Raw genomic sequence first — 21,071 nt, 5'->3', positions numbered from 1 at the left:
AGGTGGTATTTCTAAATAATATGGTTCAGGGCTTGACTCAAGCCTTGAGTTGCTTGGGTATAGCTGTACTGAGATATGATTTTGCAGCTGTTCTCCCCCCATTGCTGTAGGCGCTGTCGGTCTGAAAATGCTTCTTGTAAACTACGAGTTAGCGCTGGTACATCACCAGAGGGAAAAATTAGACCATTGTGATGGGGGCGAACAAGATCCTGAGAACATCCCACATGGGTACTTGTAATGACTGGGCGACTGAGACACATAGCTTCATTAATAACTAAGCCCCAAGTTTCGTGAATGCCATAACTAGGTAGTACCACTAGATCGGCGGCTGCATAAGTGCGTGGCATCAAAGTTTGGTTTTGAAAGGGAGCAAAATAGATGTTTTTATGACCTGTAGCTTCTGATTTTAGATTGTGTTCTAAACATCCCGCACCAACAAATAACAATGATACTTGAGAAAGTTTTGCCTGTAGAAAGGCTTGGAGTAAATCTAAAGGTCGTTTTTTTTCTTCAAACTTACCAGCAAATAGTATGACTGCCTCGCCTTCAGGAATACCTAATTCTCTTTTCCAAATAACTGCTTGCTGAATTGCAGTTTCAGTTTGGGTAAAGAAGCGATCGTTATCGACAGCATGAGGCGAGAAAAATAAATGGTCGTTAGAAACACGATGATATAGAAAATAATTATAGTTTGCCTTTCCTACATAAAGACAAGCAGCAAAATGTTGATAAATTAAGGAAATATACTGTTTCCGAAACCATACTTTTAGTCCAGTTACTGGTAATAACCGATGAGAATCACCTCGGAATAATAAAGGGGCATGGTGAGCCTTCCAACTTAAAAGAAATTGATATATGCTAGCATAGTTATAAATCATGAGTAACACTGCATCAGGGTTATAGGCGCTGACTTGCGATACTAATGCAGGATTTTTTAGACCCCAAAAATGATGCGTACCTGGGTTAGAACTGACATTAGGAACAAACTCGTAATCGTACCCTGTTAGTAAGGGAATATCCCACTGTAAAGAATGTTGAAAACCTGCATCAACTTGCTGCGCGACTCCAAAATTCCAAAGATAAAACACCTTAATGGAAAAATCTGCATGAGTCGCTAGATATCGAAACCAAGGTGCATAGTACTGAATGGGATGGGAAGTGATAATCGCCAGTCTTTTCATCACAATTATAAAGTTATGTTTTGTCAGTTAAAACTGAAGAAATTGGCATCCTATAGGTTTTCATTAAGAAAATCACGATGCCAAGAAGGACTACAGAGGACTGAAATAGAGCAGCCACGTATACCCCTGCTGACCATTCTGATTGAAAGGCAAAAGTCATCATCAGTATAGTAAACAAAGAGCGTGCTGAAAGAATTGGAGTATTGAGACTGCAACGAGTTGATTGCCCATAAAGGACTCCAAACACAATTGCAAGTCCTGCACAGCCCAACAGTCCAAAATTAGCATAAGACTCAGCTAGTAACCCCCATCCAATAGTTGTCGTGTAAGTGGCTTCACGGGTTTGCAATCCATATTCAATATTTAACAAGTATGTTCCTTCATGAGACCAGATTTTATTGGAGTTAAAAATGCGAGGAACTATAACCTGTGGCAAGATTTCGTAGGTTTTGCCATTTAAAAAAGGTACTTGATTAGGGCTTTTATCCTGGGTAAGAAGCAGCATATGAATGACACTAGAACGCTCTAAAAATGAAGTTTCTTCTTGCGCTTGAGATAAACTCTTCTGTTTGTTGTGATTTTCTAATGAGTAACCCACCCATTCATTAAACCAAGTAGGATATTCCCAAGGTTGAACAGAAACTTGTCCCCAGTACTTAGCTCGCATTTCTGCTTTGCCAGAATGCAATAGCGACAGACAAATTAGAACAATAATAATAGGTAAAAAAGGTACTTTTTTACGTCCAATAATAAAGGCAATTGTAGCTACCAAGAATGTAGAAGCTGCTGATACAAGTAACAAGCTTGCTGCATTGGAAACCATATAAGCAACTAGTAAAATAACAAATAATCTTGATTGCCCTTTAGATAGCTTGCGTTCTCCTAAATTATAAGCAAGTACAAACGTAGACAGAGCCGTCAATCCCAGAATTATAGCCCGAACAATAGAGAATACACCTCCATCAAGGACAACCCAACCCCCAAGAAAATTCATAGCGAATAAAACGCCAGATGCTAAAACCCACAAGAAAAAAGCATTACCTTTCTGACTATCTATGGAGCGATAGGATTGGGGTGGTAAAGGAGCAGATTTTACAAATTGAAACCATATGAAAGTTCCAAGCCCTAAAAAACCTGCTACCGTAACACTGGCAAATAGATGGCTTTCAGGAGAGTAAGGAATTACCATCTTATGGTGGCTAATTAAAGGGAAGGCATGAGTCCAAACAAAAGTTAGAGCAAACAAAGGAAAAATAGGTATTCCCAAGGCACGACCGGAACACCACAAGTAACTTGGTAAGAGAGCCGTACCAGTGATTAAAATAGCTCCAAAAGTTGCTGCAAAAGAACTACTTTCAGCCCAAAAAAATTCAAATAGAAATAGCCCTGAAGCAATTAGCCAAAAAACTTTGAGTAGTTGTTGCCGTTCTTGACGTGCGCGTGCAGGTAATAAAGCAAACTCTTGGAAAGTCAAGTCTAACGAATGCGTCATAATGATTGACTGTGAATTTTAGGGGAAAGACATTTATCAAATATGGCACACTGTTGGCGAGTCATTTCTCTGGCTGTATAAGGTTGAAAGGCTTCCCAGTTAGTTTTTGGCTGATAACCTTTTGGTAACGATAGAAGTTCGCGGAGTTGAAAAGTTACTTCAGATAGTAAGTCACTGGGTTGCATTTCTGGAGAAAAAGCGATCGCTTGTCCTGCTTGACACTGATGCAGAATGTCTACAACAGAACTCTGTTTGTGAAAAATTGCCAAGATGGGTTTGCAGGCTAAAATACAGGGGTAAAGTTTGGAAGCTGTATATCCAGGGTCATTGGAGCCAATTAGCAAAATGGCATCGCTATCAGTTAGTACCTTTAGCGCTTCAAAGTAGGGAATTCGCTGGGTATGTTCTGTGACTAAATCGGCAACTCCTAACTCTTGAGCTATTGGTTCTACGGTTTTCACAGCACGGTCTTTTGGAGCGTAGCTGGTGCCAACAAAGTGTAACCGAACTGTTTGCCATAGTTCAGGGTTTTTTCGACGCTCGGACTCAATACCAAGGAATAAGGCACGCAGAGAAAACTCCATGATTTTACCTACTGCCCCGACATAAACCCAGTGGCGCTTACCATCATTAGGGTCAAAAATTGTTTGCTGAATATTGAGAAAGGGCACTTGCTCGAAATCAGCTTCAGGCGCACCAAAAGGTAGCACTGTAAACTGGTCTGGACGCAGCTGAGGATAGCGCTGTTGTAGCATTTGTGGATATGCTGGTGAAACGCTAATCACGTGACTGGCTTTACTGAGAGTTTTAGGTTCCAGCAGTTTTGCCTGAAGTTGAGAATACCCGTACTTCCAACGTCCTCCTGGTGGAGGTGCTGCACCGGGCTGTTTGTAGTAATCATTCAACCAAGGGTCTTGAAAATCTAGGACATAAGGAATACCAAAACGCTTGTACCACATAAAACCCAGAGCCATCGTAATAAATACGGTAGTCGAGAAGTAAATTAGATCAAACTTATTTTGATGGAGGAGGCGATCGCCTGCTTTTAGCAAATAAGGAAAACATCGCAGTCCTAGGGTGCTCATACCAATACGCCGAGTCACTTGGATGGACAACGCTCTTGTATAAGTGACTGGGATATGAGAAGGAACTGTTTTTGCCAACAGAAAGTCTTGGACTCCTTCAACGCAGTCTGGTCGAACAGTCAACACATGAGCCTCCCAACCAAAGTCTTTGAAGTAGGGTAAAGACATTCGTACCCGTTGGTGGTCAGCAGCGTTAATGGGTGGAAAGTGAGGACTGACAATTAAAACTTGATGGCTCAAGATAAAGTTTCCTACCTATTTAGTTAGCTAAAAACAGTCCGTTGGTGTGGCTGGGTAATTTATCAGGAATATAGAGTTGGTTATTTTTCAAGAGATAACAGCGATAGCCAAATGTACTCAAATACTCTATAATTCGTTGACCATTGCTACCATGTAATTCTCCATATATCGCTTTGATCCGATGCTCTTTGAGTAATACTTCTGCTCCTTGTAGTGCTGGAATTTCATAGCCTTCCACATCTAAGATCCATAAATTTACAGTTTCAATAGAACGTGCTGCTAATTCATCTGTTAACCGTACAATATGAATAGCTTCACCTTCATTTTCAGATACTTGATTCCAGGCACCATGTCCATAGTTAGCTCCTATACTTTTAAGACATAATTGGGCAGTAGAAGCACCAAGACCTACTCGGAGAATTTCTACAGGTAAATGTCTATGCTCAGATAAACATTCTTCAAGCCAATTAGCTGCTTCTTGTCCAGGTTCAAATGCCAGTATTTTGCCTTGCGGTACCCACTGCGCTATATACATTAACATTTGACCAATATTTGCTCCCGAATCTACAATGATGGCATCTGACGGGAGAAATTTCTTAGCCCAATTAATAAATGATGCGCCTTCATATTTGCCATAAACAATCCATCTGTGAGTTGGGTTTGCTAAGTTAAGTTTCCAAGGAATGCCAGATCCAGTTTTTACCCAACGTATACCTTGTGACACAAGCGCTTTACCAAAAAGGCGCTCACAAATTCCTAGCTTATGAGGAAAATCAATGGCTTGTAGCCATGAGAGAAGAAATGGAAGGGAGTAAAAGTTTTTAACTTGAGGACAAATTTCTTGATTCATTTTATTAATTTAGAATTTTTTGCTTTAATTGAATGTTTTAAATAACATTTTTACTCTTCTTAATCAGTGCAACCTCAGCTATCTTTACAAGTTTTTGTGCTTCATTTTCCCAAGTAAACTGTTTTTTAGATACCAGTAGAGCCGCATCTTTAGCCAACTTTAATTTCTCTGGTAATTCTAACAATTCGTTTAGAGCTTGTGCTAAAGATAAAGAATTATTACTGGGAATTAATCGACCAATTGCAGTCTGTTGGGAGAATATTTCCCGTTGACCAACTGTGTCAGTAGCAATCACTGCTAGACCAGCTTGCAAGTACTGAAAGAGTTTATTGCTGATTGTAAATTGCTTGTTTAAGCAATACGGAACTTCCAAAGCTAACCCAATATCATGCTCGGCAATACGAGATAGTAATTCAGCATTACAGACGGTGGGGTGAATAAATAGATAATCACGCCACTCAGTTGGAACTAACGATTCTAATTCTTGACGATAACTATCAGGGTAATTGCCTCGAAGATGAATTTCTACACGTATTTTTAGGTACTGTAAAGCGTTAAAAAGAGTGTCTAATCCTCGTCCCGACCCAATGGTTTGAGAAAACCAGTGAATGGATGGTAGGTTAAGATTGCGGCGATCGCGCTTTTGGTAATCAATTTGTTGCCGTTCACCCCAAGGAAACGTGTTATAAATAACAGTTGGTTTTGGTGCTTGGTAAGCTTCTGCCAAAGCCTCAGCTAGAGTATGGGAGGTCGTTAAACAGTAAGTGCAGTCACGAGCAAGGCGGCTCTCTAAAGTCTTCAGTTGAGTAATTGGTCGAACAGCACGAGCATCCGGTAAAAGGTCTTCAGAAAACCAATCTTCAAAGTCTACTCCTACACGGTAGCCTTCATCTAGTAAACAATTGCCTACCCAAAGCCCTGCTTCCGAGTGAACAATCGTCAAGTCAGCACGAAATTGACGGGCAACTTTCAGCATTGCTTTTACACCGTATCCTAGTAAGGCAGGTGAGAAAGTGCCGAACCGTTTAAATTTTTCCTTAGCTACTCGGCTTTTGAGTCTGATTCCAAAGTTTTTTTGGCGATATATTGGTTGAAAGTCAATGATTGGTTCAAACCGCCATTTTTTGTTAACGATGAGGAGGCGATCGCGTTTCATTAATTCTGGATCAAACCAAAAACCACGTACTGTCACATCATGACCAGCGTTAGCTAGTGCTTCTGCTTCCTTTTGAGGACGAGGAGCCATACACAGATGCCCGCTAATTAGGATAAGAATATTTGCCATCTAAGTTATGCTTTTCTGCACTTGGTTCAAAATTTCTAGGTAATGGCGGGCACTCTTTTCCAGAGAGAGGTTTTCTAAAATATAGTTGCGGGGGGAAAATTGCTGAGAGTTGAGTTTTTCTAAGAACTCCCTCAACCTTATAGGGAACTCGTGAATGTCTTTGAATTTGACTCCGCAGCGCTCATCCCAGTACGGAACTGAACTGACAGGCTCAAATTTCACCTTGTGAGGAAAATAAGAGGGATCTTGCCAAAATCCTCCTCTATCCCAAGCCAAGATAGGCACTCCGCAAGACAATGCCTGCTGATAGGCGATACCCTGAGTTTCATGCTCGCAAAGAAAGATCATTGCTCTGCTCCTAGTTAATAGAGAGTGAAACTCCTGTTCTCGATAAAAGCCATAGCGGATTACCTCTATTTTCAAACCCTGCTGCTCTAGATATGATTTTATCGGAGCAATAATTTCATACTCGTAACGACTATGTTCCCATCTAACTTTATCGTAGAGAAGGATATCAATATCTTTACTATTAATTGGTACTGGTGCCCATTTATCTGTGTCAATTCCCACAGGCCAAGCAAGAACTTGCTTGCCATAATATGGTTCGCACATTTGCCTCATCCATTCTCCTGGAACTAAAATTTCTTTGATTGGTAGACGCTCAAAAAGTTGAGGGTCATCACATGGATGTGAGAAAACTGCTGCACCGAATAAAATGGGATTTTGCCATTTAATCTTATCTAAGACAAAAGGTTTACCAATAATACAAGCTACTTCTTCAGGATGTCGTTTAATATATCGGTAATCATTAACTCGATAAGTAACTTCTAGTCGGTCTAATCCAGCACAAAGGTTAAGAAAAACTCGCGTTTGTCCTCCAATTCTTGGCTTGCCATGCACAAGACGGCGGATAATACGGCGTGGATAGCGATCTAATGGTAGCCAGCGATCGCCTTCTGGTTCTTCATAAAAAAGATTGAGAGGCTTTATGACCATTTGTATTTCCGTGCTATCTTTTCGTAACTCATACCGCAGGCTGTGGGATCATATTCAGATAATTTTTCGCAGCCAGAGACTCTGTGCTAAGCGATTGTGGAGATGGGAAAAATGATCTGCAAAATCTGAACGGGAACGCTGAAGAAAATACCCTGGCCACAGTACTTCAAACGAGTTACTTATAGTTAATATACATTGAACTAAGTACTGCTCATTCCATCCCCAACGCTGTTCTACAACCCAATCTCTAGGGTATTCATAGGGTAAAAAAATGTCATGTATATGGATTAACACCCCCGGTTTTAATTCCGGAATTATCTTTGTATAAAGCAGAACAACATCATTACCAGATTTTAGTTCATGACTAGAGTCAATGAATAGAATATCCCCAGCTTTAAGCGAACTAAATAAATTCATTTCTTGCTCAGATAAGCTTTCCAATTGCTTTGGATAAAAATTATCTACCAGTTCTACAATCTCTGTTCTAGGTGATGGATCTATTGAGACTAGTTTGGTATTTAACTTACCATCTATAATTGCTTGTCGGACAATTTTTGTACTATTACCACAACCAATCTCCATTACTGTTTCAGGGTTATTTGTACGGATAATCGTATATAGTACTTCGGTATCTGGAGATGTGAAATAGTTATTATTGTATGTGTATTTCACCTGGTTGAGATTAGGAGCAACTAATTTCTCAAACTCATGTTGATACAGTTTAATATCATCTAACAATTTCTGGGATAAATTAGAAAAAAATCCTGGAGGTAAATTAAAACCAGGACTTTCAAAGTGACCTTTTTGGTCTAAATCCTTTAGCCTTTCTATTTCAAATTTCTCAGATGTCAAGGTATCGAGATGTAAATTTAGCGGTCGAAGTAGTAGGTTGTTAATGGTGTTGAGTACTGTTCTAGGTGAGAGCATCTGGATCTATTAAAAGAATATAATTTCGTTAATGTGTTTCAGTGAAAATTGGAAAATCATGATATTTTATGTTTGAATGCCGACGAAACAAAGTCAAAACATTTCGCCGCAGCCATAATAAGTTTTCTGATTGCCGAAAGCCAAGATAAGTGTATAGCTTTCCTAGCAACCCTGAGTTAGGTGGTTGAAAATCAGGATCTAGCTGATAAATCCAATCCACAACTTCGCAAGCCTCACGTAGATGAGTATAAGCAATCCAATGTGCTAAAGACCAAAGAACTTTACAGGCTGCTTTTCGACGCCGCTGAGTCAGTTCACCTCGTTGAGCTAATTCACCCAAGATACGTTTATAGATATTTAGGTTTTGCCAATTAGCTGCAACAGATTTCAAACCGCGATAATTAGCCTGCATTTGTTGATTGTGCTGTACCCAATAGCCTGCACGTCCAGGAACATGAGCCAATTTTGGATTAAGTAAACCCACTTCTAGCAGAAACATTCTGTCTTCCCGGTATGCAAAATCAGGACGACGTGGTACCTTTTCGACTAGATTTCTATGAAACAACATTCCCAAAAAATGACTTCCATAACCTTCACCTAATTGAATAGCTAGAAAGTCATCCCACAAAGGTGGCTCAGGGGATTCTATAATTTTTCCAGATGGATAGTACATATTATCAACACGAGAGTATACTAAGTCAGATCCTGTCATGGTCGCCAGTTCAAACTGTTTATCAATAGTGTCAGAACAAAGCAAATCATCTGAATCTAAAAAGCGGATGTACTGTCCTCTAGCCATAGCAGTACCTGTATTGATTGCCCAAGGTTGACCTTGATTAGATTGCTTAACTGCTATTACATCCTTCTGAGTTAACAACCACTCCCAAGTATCATCAGTGCTACCATCATCCACTACAATAATTTCAGCCTGACACTTAGTATTTCGGCAAGAATCTACAGCTTTGGGAAGACACCAAAGACGGTTATACGTAGGAATGATAATTGAGACCTCAATACTCATGGCTAACCTCGACCTAACAAGCTTTTTACAAATTTTCGTAGTTTCAGATACCACTGCACAGGAGCGTACTTCAAACGTGCTTCAGCTAAACAACATCTTGTAGATTCTTTGTAGAAGGCTGTTGCTACTGCTGACTCAGATGCAATCAAGCGAGAAATCACATCACTCAGAGATGGAACTTGAGGATGTTTAACATGGACATAATCCAGTATGTTGTAACGGTACCAAGGCGCAACACTTGGGTGAGTGCGTAACTTCTCACGTACTCGATCTGCTCCTACATAGTTGCATTGAGTAAATTCTTTGTGCCAATACTCGCGAGGCCGTAAATTAATATGTCCGTGTCCACCTTGACCTGGGACTGCTGCGGCAAATACTACTACCGGAGCTACTCTTGCAAGCCACATAATTAAAGTAGCTGAAGCTTGTGGTTCTAAATGCTCAGCTACTTCTAGAGAAATCGCTAAATCAAAGTGTTTATTAGCAAAGCAGTTAGCGATCGCAACAGAGTCATTCAAGTCTAACTGGTGAAACTCTACTGAAAGACCTTCAAAATTTGGTTTGGAATAACCATCTACTGCTGTAACTTGCACACCAAGTTTTGCTAATTCCCTGCTTAGGTGACCGGGTCCACAACCAAATTCTGCTACTGTTGTAGGATGATAAAGTTCAAAAATGGCAGTTGCTATCGTTTGATAATCAGTTTCAAAAATTCCCTCATTAAAATAGTCAGAACTATAAGTGATAGTTGTACTGTTCATGTAATTTAACTCTAGCTATATACGGTTTGATTGCAACACAGTTCTCACGCCAAATAGCTTGTGAAAAACAGGTCTTAGAATATTCTTTAAAGTACGCGTACTTAAAAGAGGAAAGGAGCAGAATAGAGTAGCCCAAAAATCCGCTAACCAAATTGGCCAACCTTGGGTTTGTACTAAATACAACCTGAGTTCTTCTCGCTTGTATGGGTAGATTGTAGTATGGTGACCTAAAAAGTGTACTAATACCGGATTAACTTCTACAAATGGATACCAAGCTTGATGCAAAGGATGAGGTGCCAGAGGATTAAGCAGTTTTGACTTTCCTCGCAAAACATCTATTAAAATACCACCAGGACAGGCTTGTGGATCGCTCAGAATAGAACCATCATCAGGAATTGGTATTTGGTTATGTAATGCCATTGAAATTGCCATCAATAACTCATCATTTGGGCGGTTTCTTAAGCGAACTAATCCAATATCATCATATTGTGGCTCTAACTCACGAGCAGTAGCGTAAATGCGATCGCTTAGTTCTCCTTTTTCAATATAGTAAATACCTCCATTAAATTTAGGTAATGATACAACTCCAAACCGAAGGCAAACTGTTCCTATGTCACCAAACCATTCTCCTTCAGATATACTACGTCCAATAACAGACACAGCATGACCCGAAAACCGTTTAAAAACAGGTTCTAGGGAGCCAACACAAAGGCAATCTGCATCGATAAAGAGCGTCTTGTTAGCAGGAGCAAGTTTATCTAAGTGCAGCTTAGGAGAAAAACCCTGTCCGTACTGACCAGCTTGTATTTCAATCACCTCAATATTTGGTAGTAAATCCGGAGGAATTAAATTCTTTTGATCTGTTGCTATAACAAATCTAACTGATTTATCTTTATGCCATCTTTTGAAAGAGCGAGCAAGATTAGTAGCCATCTTTATATACTCAGGCTTTCCAGTAGCAAGAGTAATAACTGCTTTTTCGGAATACTTATTCATTCAACTTGTCTCCGGACGTTTACCTTCTAAAACCATAGTTCCAAAGTAAGCCATTCCACTCATACTAACATCAATTTCTCTCAAATTAGCATCATAGCTTTGACCAGGCTTACAGTCAGTAATATCTATAAATCCCGCAGCTTCTATAATTTCTTTAAGCGTTTCTTCATCATAGATAAATTTGTGTTCGTAATTATTAAATATATCGTTAATTACAAATGAAGTTTTGTAATTATTTTTAATTGGTATATAGTTTTTTGCACGATAAAACCCTGTTACAATATAGCTATCTGTCACCCACTTTATATAGTCTATTTGCACGTCATTTTTATTTTGAGTAGCAAGCTCAATGTAAAATTTGAGATTGGGTGTAGATATCCTAATTTTTCCACCAGGTTTTAAAACTCGAAAACACTCCCGAAGCATATGTACTCCTTCACAATAGCTAATATGCTCAATCTGATGTTCACTAAAAATATAGTCAAATGTTAAGTCTTCAAATGGAAATCTCCTTGTTGAATTCAAAAAAACCACATTTCTTTCATGTATTGGAAATATATCTGTATTTAGCCATCCTTCTAAAAGATTTGAACCTGCCCCTATTTGTAATTTTTTAATTGGATGTGATTTCAAATAGCAGTTGATAAAATTATGACGTTGTATTTTATATTTTAATCTACGAAAAGTTCTAACTAAATTAACTATAAATTCATGACTTCTTAAAAATGGCATTAAATTATTCAAAGACATAAAAAATTTTCCTTTAAATACATTTTATTATTAATAATAAATGATTATTTATCATAAATAAAAAACTTTTGTTTTAATAAGTATGTGTAGTAGTGTTAATTTTTAGTCCAATATAACCAAACCAACTATCAATTTTACGACTCCCGTAAATTGGAGTTTCAATTACCTCAAATAAAAAAGCCTTTGGCACAAACTCCCATCTATGTAAAGCATTATCTTTCATCTGCACCTCGAGATGATATTGACCCGGCAAAAGTGGCAGCGATTGTATGGAAATGACTGCTTCTATAATAGTGGCTGAAGCTAATGGTGGAATCGGTTGAAAATCTCTAAAATTTATTCCTACTAATCGATTACCATCTATCGTAGATATAGATATATAGATATCAGGTTCAATAATATTTGTTTTTCCTGAGAAAACAATCTTTATTTCTACTAAATCAAAAGTTTTAATAACTAAGTTATTTGGAGAACTAATTTGAACATCATGAACATTAAAATATTTTGTATTATCAATATTTGTTTCTGGTTTAGATTTACTAATATCAGCAAGGTATTTATCAGTAATATTATTAATTTCACCTATATCTTTTAAAGTTCCATTTGATAAGGCTATAGCTAGTGTACATAAACTTCGTATAGCAGACATATTGTGACTTACAAATAGAACTGTTCGCCCCTCTTTACCAACATCCTCCATTTTCCCCAAACACTTTTTTTGAAACGCTGCATCCCCGACAGCTAGCACCTCATCCACCACCAAAATCTCCGGTTCTAGATGAGCCGCCACCGCAAACGCCAATCGCACATACATCCCCGACGAATACCGCTTTACTGGCGTATCTAAAAACTTCTCAACCTCAGCAAATGCAACAATTTCATCAAACTTCTTTGTAATTTCAGCCTTACTCATTCCCAAAATTGCACCGTTGAGAAAGATATTCTCCCTTCCCGTCAACTCTGGATGAAAACCAGTTCCAACCTCTAATAAACTTGCTACCCGTCCCTTAATCCGAACACTCCCTGTAGTAGGCTCAGTAATCCGGCTCAAAATCTTTAATAATGTCGATTTTCCTGCCCCATTCCGCCCAATTATCCCAACTCTGTCACCCTGCTTAATCTCAAAGGAAACGTCCTTCAGCGCCCAAAACTCCTCCTTAGAATTTTGGATTTGAGATTTTTCCTTTTGGAATGGGTTTAACAAAGCTTTAACGTTATTGGCAATCACATCCCGTAGTGCTGTATATCTCTCCTGCTGCTGATGCCCAATAATATACTTTTTACCTAAATTCTCAACTCTAATAACCGTATCTGACACCTATTCTGCTCCTCACCTAAATCACATCTGCAAATGTGCGTTCCATCTTGCGGAAATACCAAATACCACTAAAGAACAGCAAGACAACCAGCCCTAAAGACAAGCCAAAGCCTGGTAAATACAGATGTGCTTCCCCTCCTAAAATCGCCCAACGGAAGCCATCAATCACCCCAACCATTGGATTCAACGAATAAAGCAACCGCCACTGTTCTGGAACAATGCTGCTGCTAAATCCTACTGGCGAAATATACAGACCGAACTGCACGATAAACGGCACGATGTAACGAAAATCGCGGTACTGCACATTCAAAGATGCCAACCACAACCCTGCGCCCGTTGATGCAGCAAAGGCGATCGCAATAAACAACGGCAGTGTAAGAATACGCCAGCTAGGCACATAGTTGTACCACGCCATCAACCCCAGCAAAATCATCCCTGAAACTAAAAAGTCCACAAAGCTGACTACTACTGCACTTGTAGGTACAACCAACCGTGGAAAATAGACCTTTGAAATCAAGTTAGCATTCGCAATTAAACTATTACTGCATTCCGAGAGAGAGTTGGCGAAAAACTGCCACGGTAACATTGCTGCAAACACCAAAATTGGGTAAGGTACACCCTCGGAAGGCAACTTTGCTAACTGTCCAAACACAAAGGAGAACACCACCATCGTCAAAAACGGACGAATCAGCGCCCAAGCCATACCGATCGCAGTCTGCTTGTACCGTACAAGAATATCTCGCCACGCCAGAAAATAAAATAATTCCCGGTAACGCCACAAGTCCTTCCAGTACTGCCGTTCCATACGTCCGGCTTCAAGAACTAACTCATGCTTGGTAGTTTCTTGACCATTCATCATTGGCTCATCCAACAAACCTAAAATCCTCCCTGCACCTATAACCAACTTTCTTTGCGTGCCGCAAGCTAAACTCTCCTACAGAAGGATTTCCTTGTAGAGGAACCACCCCCATTGCCTGCTGCCAAAGTTCTGGAGGTGCAACAGACAAATCATAAGTGTTATCCCTCTTCCGCACGTGATACCATTTTGTCTCCTGACACTGTTGACACCAAAAAGCCTCCAACCATTCACCACTCAGAAGTACTGTGGTTTTGCTCCCTATTAACAATAAAGAACTCTTTCGCCCCATCCCTCGTTGCTGAAGTTGTCCAGCCTTATCTGCAAATAACGGATGTTTTTGACTGACGCTATCAAGATAGCAACCATGCATTGGGCAATAAATAGCCCGTCGTTTTGAACGCTTGCGATTTCGGTCACACCTTCTCTGCATTTCAACCTCCTTTATCGACAGATAATACACAGACAAAATGAAGGTTTTGTGGAGGAGGGACTGAGATCGAAAGACCATCGAAGCCCGCTCCTAAATCGTGGTAGATATATTTAATTTCAACAAGATTTGTCTAGCGTTATACCCTTGTACTCAAACTTTTCAAGCATCGCAATTACGCGTTGCTGACAGGTTCAGCACACATAACGTTAGGTACTAGACTGACTAAGTATTTACAATTAAGTAGATGAACAAGAATACATAATTCTAAGATCCTGTTGCTTTATTTGCCGAGCCTATATTTCCCAAAAAGTAGTCATTCCTAACATATCAGCAAGAAAATTAAAATATTAAGTTTTTGACTAATAAGTAGGTTGGTCAGCTATGTAATCCCTTAAGAATTTATGTATATTATTCTCCGTGCTTTTAATTGACATTTATATAATATTGCGTATCCAAAATTCTGCTATTCGTAAAACTACTGAATAATTGTTTCTATATGCAATTGATACAAGTAAAATTACTAACGTATGAAAACGCTAAGTGGGCTGCCCACTTGCCCTTTAACTGTAAATTACAGCCATTTTCAGTACAGTCGTAGGGGCGCAATGCCTTGCGCCCCTACAATCGGTGTGGTTCATTTAGGTGAAAACTGCTGTAAAAACGCTACAAGCCCTACAGCATAGCCTCCTGTAATACCCTGAGATACTGCTTCGATATCACCTGAGGAGTGAAATAACACTCAACGTAGTCACGAGCTGCTTGACCCATCTTCTCAGCTAACTTCCGATCTCGACTCAGCAAGCGAATAAACTCAGCTAAACCAACACTATCTGTGTTCTCAAACGTACTTCCACAATTCCCGTCTGCAATCAGCTGCTTTAAATATGAATGTTCCGGACAAACAACAGCAACAGGTCGTCCCGTTGCGAGAGCAGGGTAAAGTTTGCTCGGTGCAACTAGGTTTTCCATACCAGGATCTACACTCACCAGTGATAAATCGCAGGCTGTCAGGGAATAAGGTAACACACCCTTTTCTTGATACGGAAGAAACAAAAAATTCTTCAGCCCCAGTTGATGCACTTGTTGAATCAACTCATCCCGTTTAGCCCCACCACCAATACACACAAACTGAATGTTTTCTTCGTCTTGTAAGTATTGAGCTGTTTCCAACATAGTTCTTATGTCATGGCATCGACCCAAGTTGCCTGAATACAGTACAGTAAATTTACTCACTAAGTCGTGTTGATGGGCAAACCAGTTGTCTTCCTTTTCCATAGGCACAATAAAATCTGGATTCGCCCAACTGTGGATGACAGAAATTTTGTGAGCAGCTTCCGGACATTGAGCAGCCACCTGTCGCTTCATTGCTGGGCTAAGAACAATAATGCCCTTCGCTTTCTTCAAAACCTGTCTGTTAACACCCCGCCAGATACGAGCTATCCAATGATGTTTTGGTAGGACATTGAGTGCGATCGCAATATCTGGATAAAGGTCGTAAAGGATGCAAACATAAGACAAACCAAACAGAATATGTGCAAGATATCCCAAGACTGGTAAAAATGGAGGAGCAGTCGTTAATAAAGCAACGTTACGACGACGAGCAGCATTAAACAAATAGAGTGCAGCACGCAAGGTAAACAGAATACCGTTGATCGCTTTGCCACGAATCCGTTGAGGAAAGAGTTGGGTAGTACACGAGCGCTTTATTTTTAATCCACCAGATTGTTCAACTGTAGGAGCTTTAGCCGTCTTAAACGCATATCCTGGTTGACCTGTAAAGACCTCAATATCTACACCTTGCTTCTCCAAATGCCTCACTAATTCATCAATCAACTGTCCAGTGGCAGCGAAGTCCGGCGGAAAAAACTGAGTGATAACAGACAACTTGATAAATCGCTCTATCCCAAGAAAATCTCTGACATCAATATGCTGTAAACTTTTCAAGTCACTTTGAACGAATTGCTGCACTCTTTCACTTTGTGTCATAAATGGTACGCTCTTGCAGAAAGAATTTCTAATATTTTTTGAAAAACCTTGTTTGACTAATGCTTAAGCTGTCAGTACCGCAGTAGGAAATAAAACTCCTATTATCAGTTAAAACAAGTTTAAGTAGACTTCGATCTTTAGTGATACCAATTCTGTATGAAAATGCGCCTTATAAGACCCCCCTGTAGTCCCCCTTATTAAGGGGGGACGGCGTAAGCCGGGGGGTAAAATATATTGCAACTTCACAAACAAACGGTATAAGGACATTTTTTATATTGTCGTAGTGTTCATATTTAACCTAAAAAATACCCAAAAAAAAGCGAGAATCACATCTACAGCGTCCCTCGCTTTAGAATTACTACGATCTCGTGCATTTGGTACTGAATAAGTTTTTACTAACCTAAACTTTTAGCTAGAAAAGGAATTGGCTAGCCAGTCATAAAGCTCAAGATTTCAATAAAAAAAGTCAGTAGCTCGATTTAATAAAATATTTCGTTGTTTTTTACTAACCAATAAGCGGCTTATCTATTTCCTTATTGTTACAAGTTTTAATTGCCAAATACATATTACTCTTTTTACACTTTATCACTATTAGTAATAGTACTGAATTTTTCAGACAACTACTTAGATAAAATTCCCATAAAGAACTAGGCTTGAGCTTTTAACCTAAGCAGGTTGAGCCATAACAAGCAAGCGAACAACAGATTATAAATACTAATGAGGCATTATTGCTGGAAGCTCTCGCATTTTAGGGCAAAACTTTCCTCTTTTAGTCCGATGTACCATTACAGTCAAAACAATTTCATATTCATTTATCTCTGAGAAAAATATAAAAGTTTATACTTTTTATCCTTAGTATGCATCCGTATTAACCAGCAAGACACCCATCATCTGAGATCGCGCCCACAACGCTCCTTATGAAAATCCCTCTTCCCTACTCCCTATTTTCAAGACAGGAGTTGGGAGAAGGTATACCTTACCCTCATATTCCCATCCCCTTGTCCTTACGACTTAAGCCCCCGTAGGCTCTGCATAACCCTGCAAATTTTCCGGCTCGAACTGACGCAAAATGCGAGTTGCTCGATTCGTCAATTCCTCAGTCCCCTTCACAACAATCAAATACTTCCCTGCATTCAAACGATTGCGATAAGGTAGAGCATCTCCACTCCCCACAGCCAAACCAACACCGCCACCAACAAAATACGCACCCATAGCACCAGCAGCAGCACCGAAAATCCCACCAATAACGTGATTACCAATATTTCCAATAGGCAAAATCTCAATCCCCGTCAAAGCATTAAAAGCGTACCCAGCTACAAAACCAAAAGGAACCAGCCAAGAATTCAAACGAGCAAACCCTTTCTTAGCCTGCTTGTTCGGGTCAATCAACCCAAACTCATCAGCACTCTTATAACCCTGACCCAGAATGTCTATTTGATTAGTGGGTAAACCTTCCTTCTCCAATGCCGTGTAAGCTTCTTCAGCCTTAACTCTATCCGGTAAAACAGCGAACAGGTAATTCATAATTTTATCCCCAGTGTGTTATTCGATCGACAAAATCCCTCATCCTCCTCCCCAAACAACGCTACACTTTGTAGTGGCACTGTTTGCGAAAGCGAGCTATTAGCTACAGTGCAACTACAAACTTTTTTCAATATGTAGTCTGCTTTTCAGAGAAAAGGAATCTCCTCCAACCTAAATATTCCAGAGGTAAAAAACGTCAATCCACAGATTGAGATAACTCCAACGCTCATGCAATGCCACTTACTCCATCCATTTACTGGGGAGAGATCGCATGATGTACCGAGTGGAGGTTGTAGCGATGTGCAATATTGCTAGTTGCAGGTGACAAATCAGGCAGTAGTGAAAGTCGTTTTTATAAGCAACTAATCAAAACTGCTGATACCAGGTTTGACGCGCATCTTGCAAAACTAAAGACTTAACAAGAAGAAAACGGAGAATAAACTATGGGAAAAACTTTGCAAGAAAAACTAGAACAGTTGTCGCCAGAACGACGGAAAAAAATTGAAGAAGAATCTAACTTACTCATAGCTGAGGAAATGACACGACAGCAATTAAGAACTGCGCTCAAACTTACTCACCGAACAAATGGCAGAACTTCTTCAAATCGACCAAGGCAATATCTTTCAGCTAGAACAGCAAACCGATCTAATACTCTCAACATTACGGAAATACATTGGCGCAATGGGCGGTGAGTTAAAGCTCGTTGTTGAATTTCCAAACCGTCCACCAGTCGCACTAGCGGGTATTTCTACCATTAAAGAATCAGAGGAAGAATCAATGGACAAGGGGTCGTAGGATTGTAAGCATAACCAACCACCAAAACTTTTGGTTAGCAATGCCCAATATATTGGAAAAAAACTCTTGCGTGATGGAAGTAGACGGACTCCCTCACCATTTCCGCCTATCTTCCCGATTCACATTCAGCTAAATTTTTATTCAGTAAAAAATATTTATGCTGTCACTGCTTTTTTTGCAGGAGAAAGCCCACGAGGAGACGTAATAGCATCTGCTGGTTGAATAACCTCTGCAAGTGCATCCAATTCATCCCCAAGATAATCTATATTCGTGAGCATCTCTGGCTCTACGCGATCGTGTTTAAGAAGAGCATATAGTGAAACCTTGCCATCTTTAGCTTGACGATAACGCAATTGCGGTCTGTAACCCATTTGTTCCAGTAAATTTAAGGTTTCAGCCACAGTCAGATTTTCAACAGCACTTAAATTTATAGCTAAAAATACTTCTCCTGATTTTGGGATAATAGGTAGCTCGAGACTCACAATACTTCTCCTTGAAATTGACATTCGTAACGTTTTCCTTTACCAACCTTCCTCGGTTTACTGACTAATTTTACTAATGTTCCACTACTAACTGTAGCTTGGCGAATCCTTATGATATCGATTGCGAGTATACTAGAAAAAACTCTTGCGTGATGGGAGCAAACAAATGCCCTCACCATTTCCGGGAATAGACCCCTATCTAGAACAACCTACCTTTTGGTCTTCGTTTCACAGCCGACTCATTATAGCCATTGCCGATGCAATAGAACCGCAACTCGGTTCCCAGTACTACGTAGAAGTGGAAACTCGTACTTATCAAAGCGATGATACAGAAGATGGCTTACTCATCGGTATTCCAGATACCATCATCTTCTCAGATCGCTCCGATAATTCCACAGAAGAACAAATCATAGCAAGCGATCGCTCCACAGCCACCCAGATTCGACCCGAACGAGTTGAAATCCCCATGCCTTTTGCTGTAAACGAGCGCTATCTGGAAGTCAGAGAAATTCTGACAGACGATGTAATCACCGTTATAGAACTTTTATCTCCAAAGAATAAGCGTTCTGGAGACGGGAGAACAGCGTATGAGAAAAAGCGACGAGCAATTCTTGGCAGTTCCACTCACTTGGTAGAACTCGACTTGCTACGCGGTGGTAAACCAATGGCAATTCTGGGAATGCGATCCACAACAGCATACCGCATCCTCATCAGTCGAAGCGATCGCCGTCCCACCGCCGATTTATACAGCCTTACCTTGCAACAAAAACTACCTACTTTTCCAATTCCCCTCAAGCCAAACGAAGAAGAACCTCTAGTGCCATTACAAGACATCTTTAACGGCGTCTACGATCGCGCCCGTTATTCTACAAGAATCGATTATCGCCAACCTATCCCACCTCCTGCGCTATCAACAATCGATCGAGAGTGGGTTGCAAAATTATTAACTCACACTCAAGATGCATAATCAAAAACTAAAGATTTCAAGAAATAAATCATCCATCTTGTGGGGCGGGCGTCCTCGCCCGCTATTTTATTACTCTGAATTTTCTGTTAATCAAGCCAAACTTGAAATTACCTGAGTTCGGCGTAAGAAAAAGTCTGAAAGCCAAGCGTAGTAGAGATTGTAGCAACATATCTTTATTTAATTTGATGTCATTAAGCTTTGCTTATTGAACCTTGTGACGATCGCGGACTGGTTGAAGTTAAAGCCGTTGAGGTTAAACGCCATGGTGCTGATGCCCAATGCGGTGAACCAGATACCTACCACTGGCCATGCTGCCAAGAAGAAGTGCAAGGAGCGGCTGTTGTTGAAGCTTGCGTATTGGAAAATAAGCCGAAACTTAGAACCCTAGGATATTTATTTCAACTACCATAGATAAAGTAAATCCAGAAAAATATATACATATATGACTACCGTAGTCAAGGTTACTAAAGTTTACGATGAAATCATCGAGTTTATTGCTGCGGGAACAACTCCTCAAAGCGTGATTGATTTGAAAATATCGGCTGAGGCAAAAGAACGTTTAGACGATCTGGTATATGCTCATCACGCTGGAGAACTGACACCAGATGAAAAGAAGGAATTAGATTGTTTTTTGACGTTAGAGCATATAATGAGGTTAGCAGAAGCCCGTGCTTATACTTATATGAAAATTGAGTAAGTATTGAAAGTGCTCAGTCCCTACATTAGTACAGATCTCCGTCGTTTATTTATCAAACGTGCTGATTGTCTGTGTGAGTACTGTCTGTTTTCAGATACGGATAGTATAGATTTTCAACTTGACCACATTATCAGCGTCAAACACGGCGGTACAACCACAGCAGAAAACCTCGCTTATTCTTGTATCTTTTGCAATCTCCAAAAAGGAACCGATTTAGGGTCGATTAATTGGCAAACTGGGGAACTCGTGAGGTTTTTTAATCCACGTCGCGATTTTTGGGGAGATCATTTTCGATTTCGTTGATGCTATGATTCGGCCTTTGACAGACGTTGGAGAGGTCACGGTACGTATATTTTGATTTTAACAATGACTCGCCTTGTGGTGGAACGTCAAGTATTAATGACAGTTGGTAGGTATCCTTCTGCATCG

The 21,071-nt window shown here is 40.0% G+C and carries 21 protein-coding genes and 2 pseudogenes; 5 read left to right on the top strand and 18 right to left on the bottom strand.

Annotation, left to right across the window (positions count from 1 at the left end):
• Positions 1–11: 11 nt before the first annotated feature.
• The 16 genes from ACKTT2_RS37530 to ACKTT2_RS37455 all read right to left on the bottom strand — a co-directional run bounded on the left by ACKTT2_RS37530 (position 12) and on the right by ACKTT2_RS37455 (position 17,701).
• Positions 12–1,181: a glycosyltransferase family 4 protein gene (locus ACKTT2_RS37530; protein WP_407896102.1), complete on the bottom strand. Its 1,170-nt coding sequence runs from the start codon at positions 1,179–1,181 to the stop codon at positions 12–14.
• 13 nt (positions 1,182–1,194) lie between these two features.
• Entirely contained in the window at positions 1,195–2,673 is a 1,479-nt protein-coding gene (locus ACKTT2_RS37525) for a hypothetical protein (protein WP_407896061.1), read from the bottom strand.
• On the bottom strand, positions 2,670–3,998 hold the full coding sequence (locus tag ACKTT2_RS37520; RefSeq protein ID WP_407896060.1) for a glycosyltransferase: 1,329 nt from the start codon (positions 3,996–3,998) through the stop codon (positions 2,670–2,672). Before ACKTT2_RS37520 ends, ACKTT2_RS37525 begins: the two co-directional genes overlap by 4 nt.
• A 19-nt stretch (positions 3,999–4,017) precedes the next feature.
• Positions 4,018–4,848: an FkbM family methyltransferase gene (locus ACKTT2_RS37515; RefSeq protein ID WP_407896059.1), complete on the bottom strand. Its 831-nt coding sequence runs from the start codon at positions 4,846–4,848 to the stop codon at positions 4,018–4,020.
• 37 nt (positions 4,849–4,885) lie between these two features.
• On the bottom strand, positions 4,886–6,133 hold the full coding sequence (locus ACKTT2_RS37510; protein ID WP_407896058.1) for a glycosyltransferase: 1,248 nt from the start codon (positions 6,131–6,133) through the stop codon (positions 4,886–4,888).
• Positions 6,134–7,129 carry a glycosyltransferase gene (locus tag ACKTT2_RS37505; RefSeq protein WP_407896057.1) on the bottom strand — a complete coding sequence of 332 codons (996 nt, stop codon included), beginning with the start codon at positions 7,127–7,129 and terminating at the stop codon, positions 6,134–6,136. It lies immediately after the preceding gene.
• Between the two features lie 54 nt (positions 7,130–7,183).
• Positions 7,184–8,056 (bottom strand): class I SAM-dependent methyltransferase, encoded by an 873-nt coding sequence (locus ACKTT2_RS37500; protein ID WP_407896056.1) that lies wholly within the window; start codon positions 8,054–8,056, stop codon positions 7,184–7,186.
• Positions 8,057–8,084: 28 nt separating this feature from the next.
• Positions 8,085–9,077, bottom strand: coding sequence for a glycosyltransferase family 2 protein (locus ACKTT2_RS37495; protein WP_407896055.1), 993 nt, complete (start codon positions 9,075–9,077; stop codon positions 8,085–8,087).
• A 2-nt stretch (positions 9,078–9,079) separates the two neighbouring features.
• Positions 9,080–9,838: a class I SAM-dependent methyltransferase gene (locus tag ACKTT2_RS37490; protein WP_407896054.1), complete on the bottom strand. Its 759-nt coding sequence runs from the start codon at positions 9,836–9,838 to the stop codon at positions 9,080–9,082.
• Between the two features lie 15 nt (positions 9,839–9,853).
• On the bottom strand, positions 9,854–10,834 hold the full coding sequence (locus ACKTT2_RS37485) for a hypothetical protein (RefSeq protein WP_407896053.1): 981 nt from the start codon (positions 10,832–10,834) through the stop codon (positions 9,854–9,856).
• Positions 10,835–11,584, bottom strand: a complete 750-nt coding sequence (locus ACKTT2_RS37480) for a class I SAM-dependent methyltransferase (RefSeq protein WP_407896052.1) — start codon at positions 11,582–11,584, stop codon at positions 10,835–10,837.
• Positions 11,585–11,657: 73 nt separating this feature from the next.
• A complete protein-coding gene (locus ACKTT2_RS37475; RefSeq protein WP_407896051.1) occupies positions 11,658–12,902 on the bottom strand; it encodes an ABC transporter ATP-binding protein in 1,245 nt (414 codons plus the stop codon).
• A gap of 16 nt (positions 12,903–12,918) precedes the next feature.
• The gene (locus ACKTT2_RS37470; RefSeq protein ID WP_407896050.1) at positions 12,919–13,761 is read right to left on the bottom strand and encodes an ABC transporter permease; all 843 of its coding nucleotides are present in this window, start codon (positions 13,759–13,761) and stop codon (positions 12,919–12,921) included.
• A 4-nt stretch (positions 13,762–13,765) separates the two neighbouring features.
• Entirely contained in the window at positions 13,766–14,191 is a 426-nt protein-coding gene (locus ACKTT2_RS37465) for a hypothetical protein (RefSeq protein ID WP_407896049.1), read from the bottom strand.
• A gap of 672 nt (positions 14,192–14,863) precedes the next feature.
• On the bottom strand, positions 14,864–16,177 hold the full coding sequence (locus tag ACKTT2_RS37460) for a glycosyltransferase family 4 protein (RefSeq protein WP_407896048.1): 1,314 nt from the start codon (positions 16,175–16,177) through the stop codon (positions 14,864–14,866).
• 1,011 nt (positions 16,178–17,188) lie between these two features.
• Entirely contained in the window at positions 17,189–17,701 is a 513-nt protein-coding gene (locus tag ACKTT2_RS37455) for a hypothetical protein (protein ID WP_407896047.1), read from the bottom strand.
• A 296-nt stretch (positions 17,702–17,997) separates the two neighbouring features.
• On the opposite strand from ACKTT2_RS37455, the pseudogene ACKTT2_RS37450 reads away from it, so the two are divergent.
• Positions 17,998–18,120: pseudogene (locus ACKTT2_RS37450) on the top strand (type II toxin-antitoxin system RelE/ParE family toxin); the annotation flags it as partial.
• Between the two features lie 166 nt (positions 18,121–18,286).
• On the top strand, positions 18,287–18,496 hold the full coding sequence (locus ACKTT2_RS37445) for a hypothetical protein (protein WP_407896046.1): 210 nt from the start codon (positions 18,287–18,289) through the stop codon (positions 18,494–18,496).
• Between the two features lie 155 nt (positions 18,497–18,651).
• Here the strand turns inward: ACKTT2_RS37445 and ACKTT2_RS37440 are convergent, their stop codons facing one another.
• Positions 18,652–18,978: an acyl carrier protein gene (locus tag ACKTT2_RS37440; RefSeq protein ID WP_407896045.1), complete on the bottom strand. Its 327-nt coding sequence runs from the start codon at positions 18,976–18,978 to the stop codon at positions 18,652–18,654.
• Between the two features lie 166 nt (positions 18,979–19,144).
• On the opposite strand from ACKTT2_RS37440, the gene ACKTT2_RS37435 reads away from it, so the two are divergent.
• Positions 19,145–19,945, top strand: coding sequence for a DUF4058 family protein (locus ACKTT2_RS37435; RefSeq protein ID WP_407896044.1), 801 nt, complete (start codon positions 19,145–19,147; stop codon positions 19,943–19,945).
• A 219-nt stretch (positions 19,946–20,164) separates the two neighbouring features.
• Here the strand turns inward: ACKTT2_RS37435 and ACKTT2_RS37430 are convergent.
• Positions 20,165–20,317 (bottom strand): annotated as a pseudogene (locus tag ACKTT2_RS37430) (photosystem II q(b) protein); the annotation flags it as partial.
• A 70-nt stretch (positions 20,318–20,387) separates the two neighbouring features.
• On the opposite strand from ACKTT2_RS37430, the gene ACKTT2_RS37425 reads away from it, so the two are divergent.
• Entirely contained in the window at positions 20,388–20,642 is a 255-nt protein-coding gene (locus ACKTT2_RS37425) for a hypothetical protein (RefSeq protein ID WP_407896043.1), read from the top strand.
• 9 nt (positions 20,643–20,651) lie between these two features.
• Positions 20,652–20,945 carry an HNH endonuclease gene (locus ACKTT2_RS37420; RefSeq protein ID WP_407896042.1) on the top strand — a complete coding sequence of 98 codons (294 nt, stop codon included), beginning with the start codon at positions 20,652–20,654 and terminating at the stop codon, positions 20,943–20,945.
• The last annotated feature ends 126 nt before the right edge of the window (positions 20,946–21,071 follow it).

Origin of the sequence: Scytonema hankhaensis NUACC26 (genome assembly GCF_045865695.1) — a bacterium.
GTDB lineage: Bacteria > Cyanobacteriota > Cyanobacteriia > Cyanobacteriales > Nostocaceae > Scytonema.
This window is presented reverse-complemented; position numbering and strand designations above follow the sequence as displayed.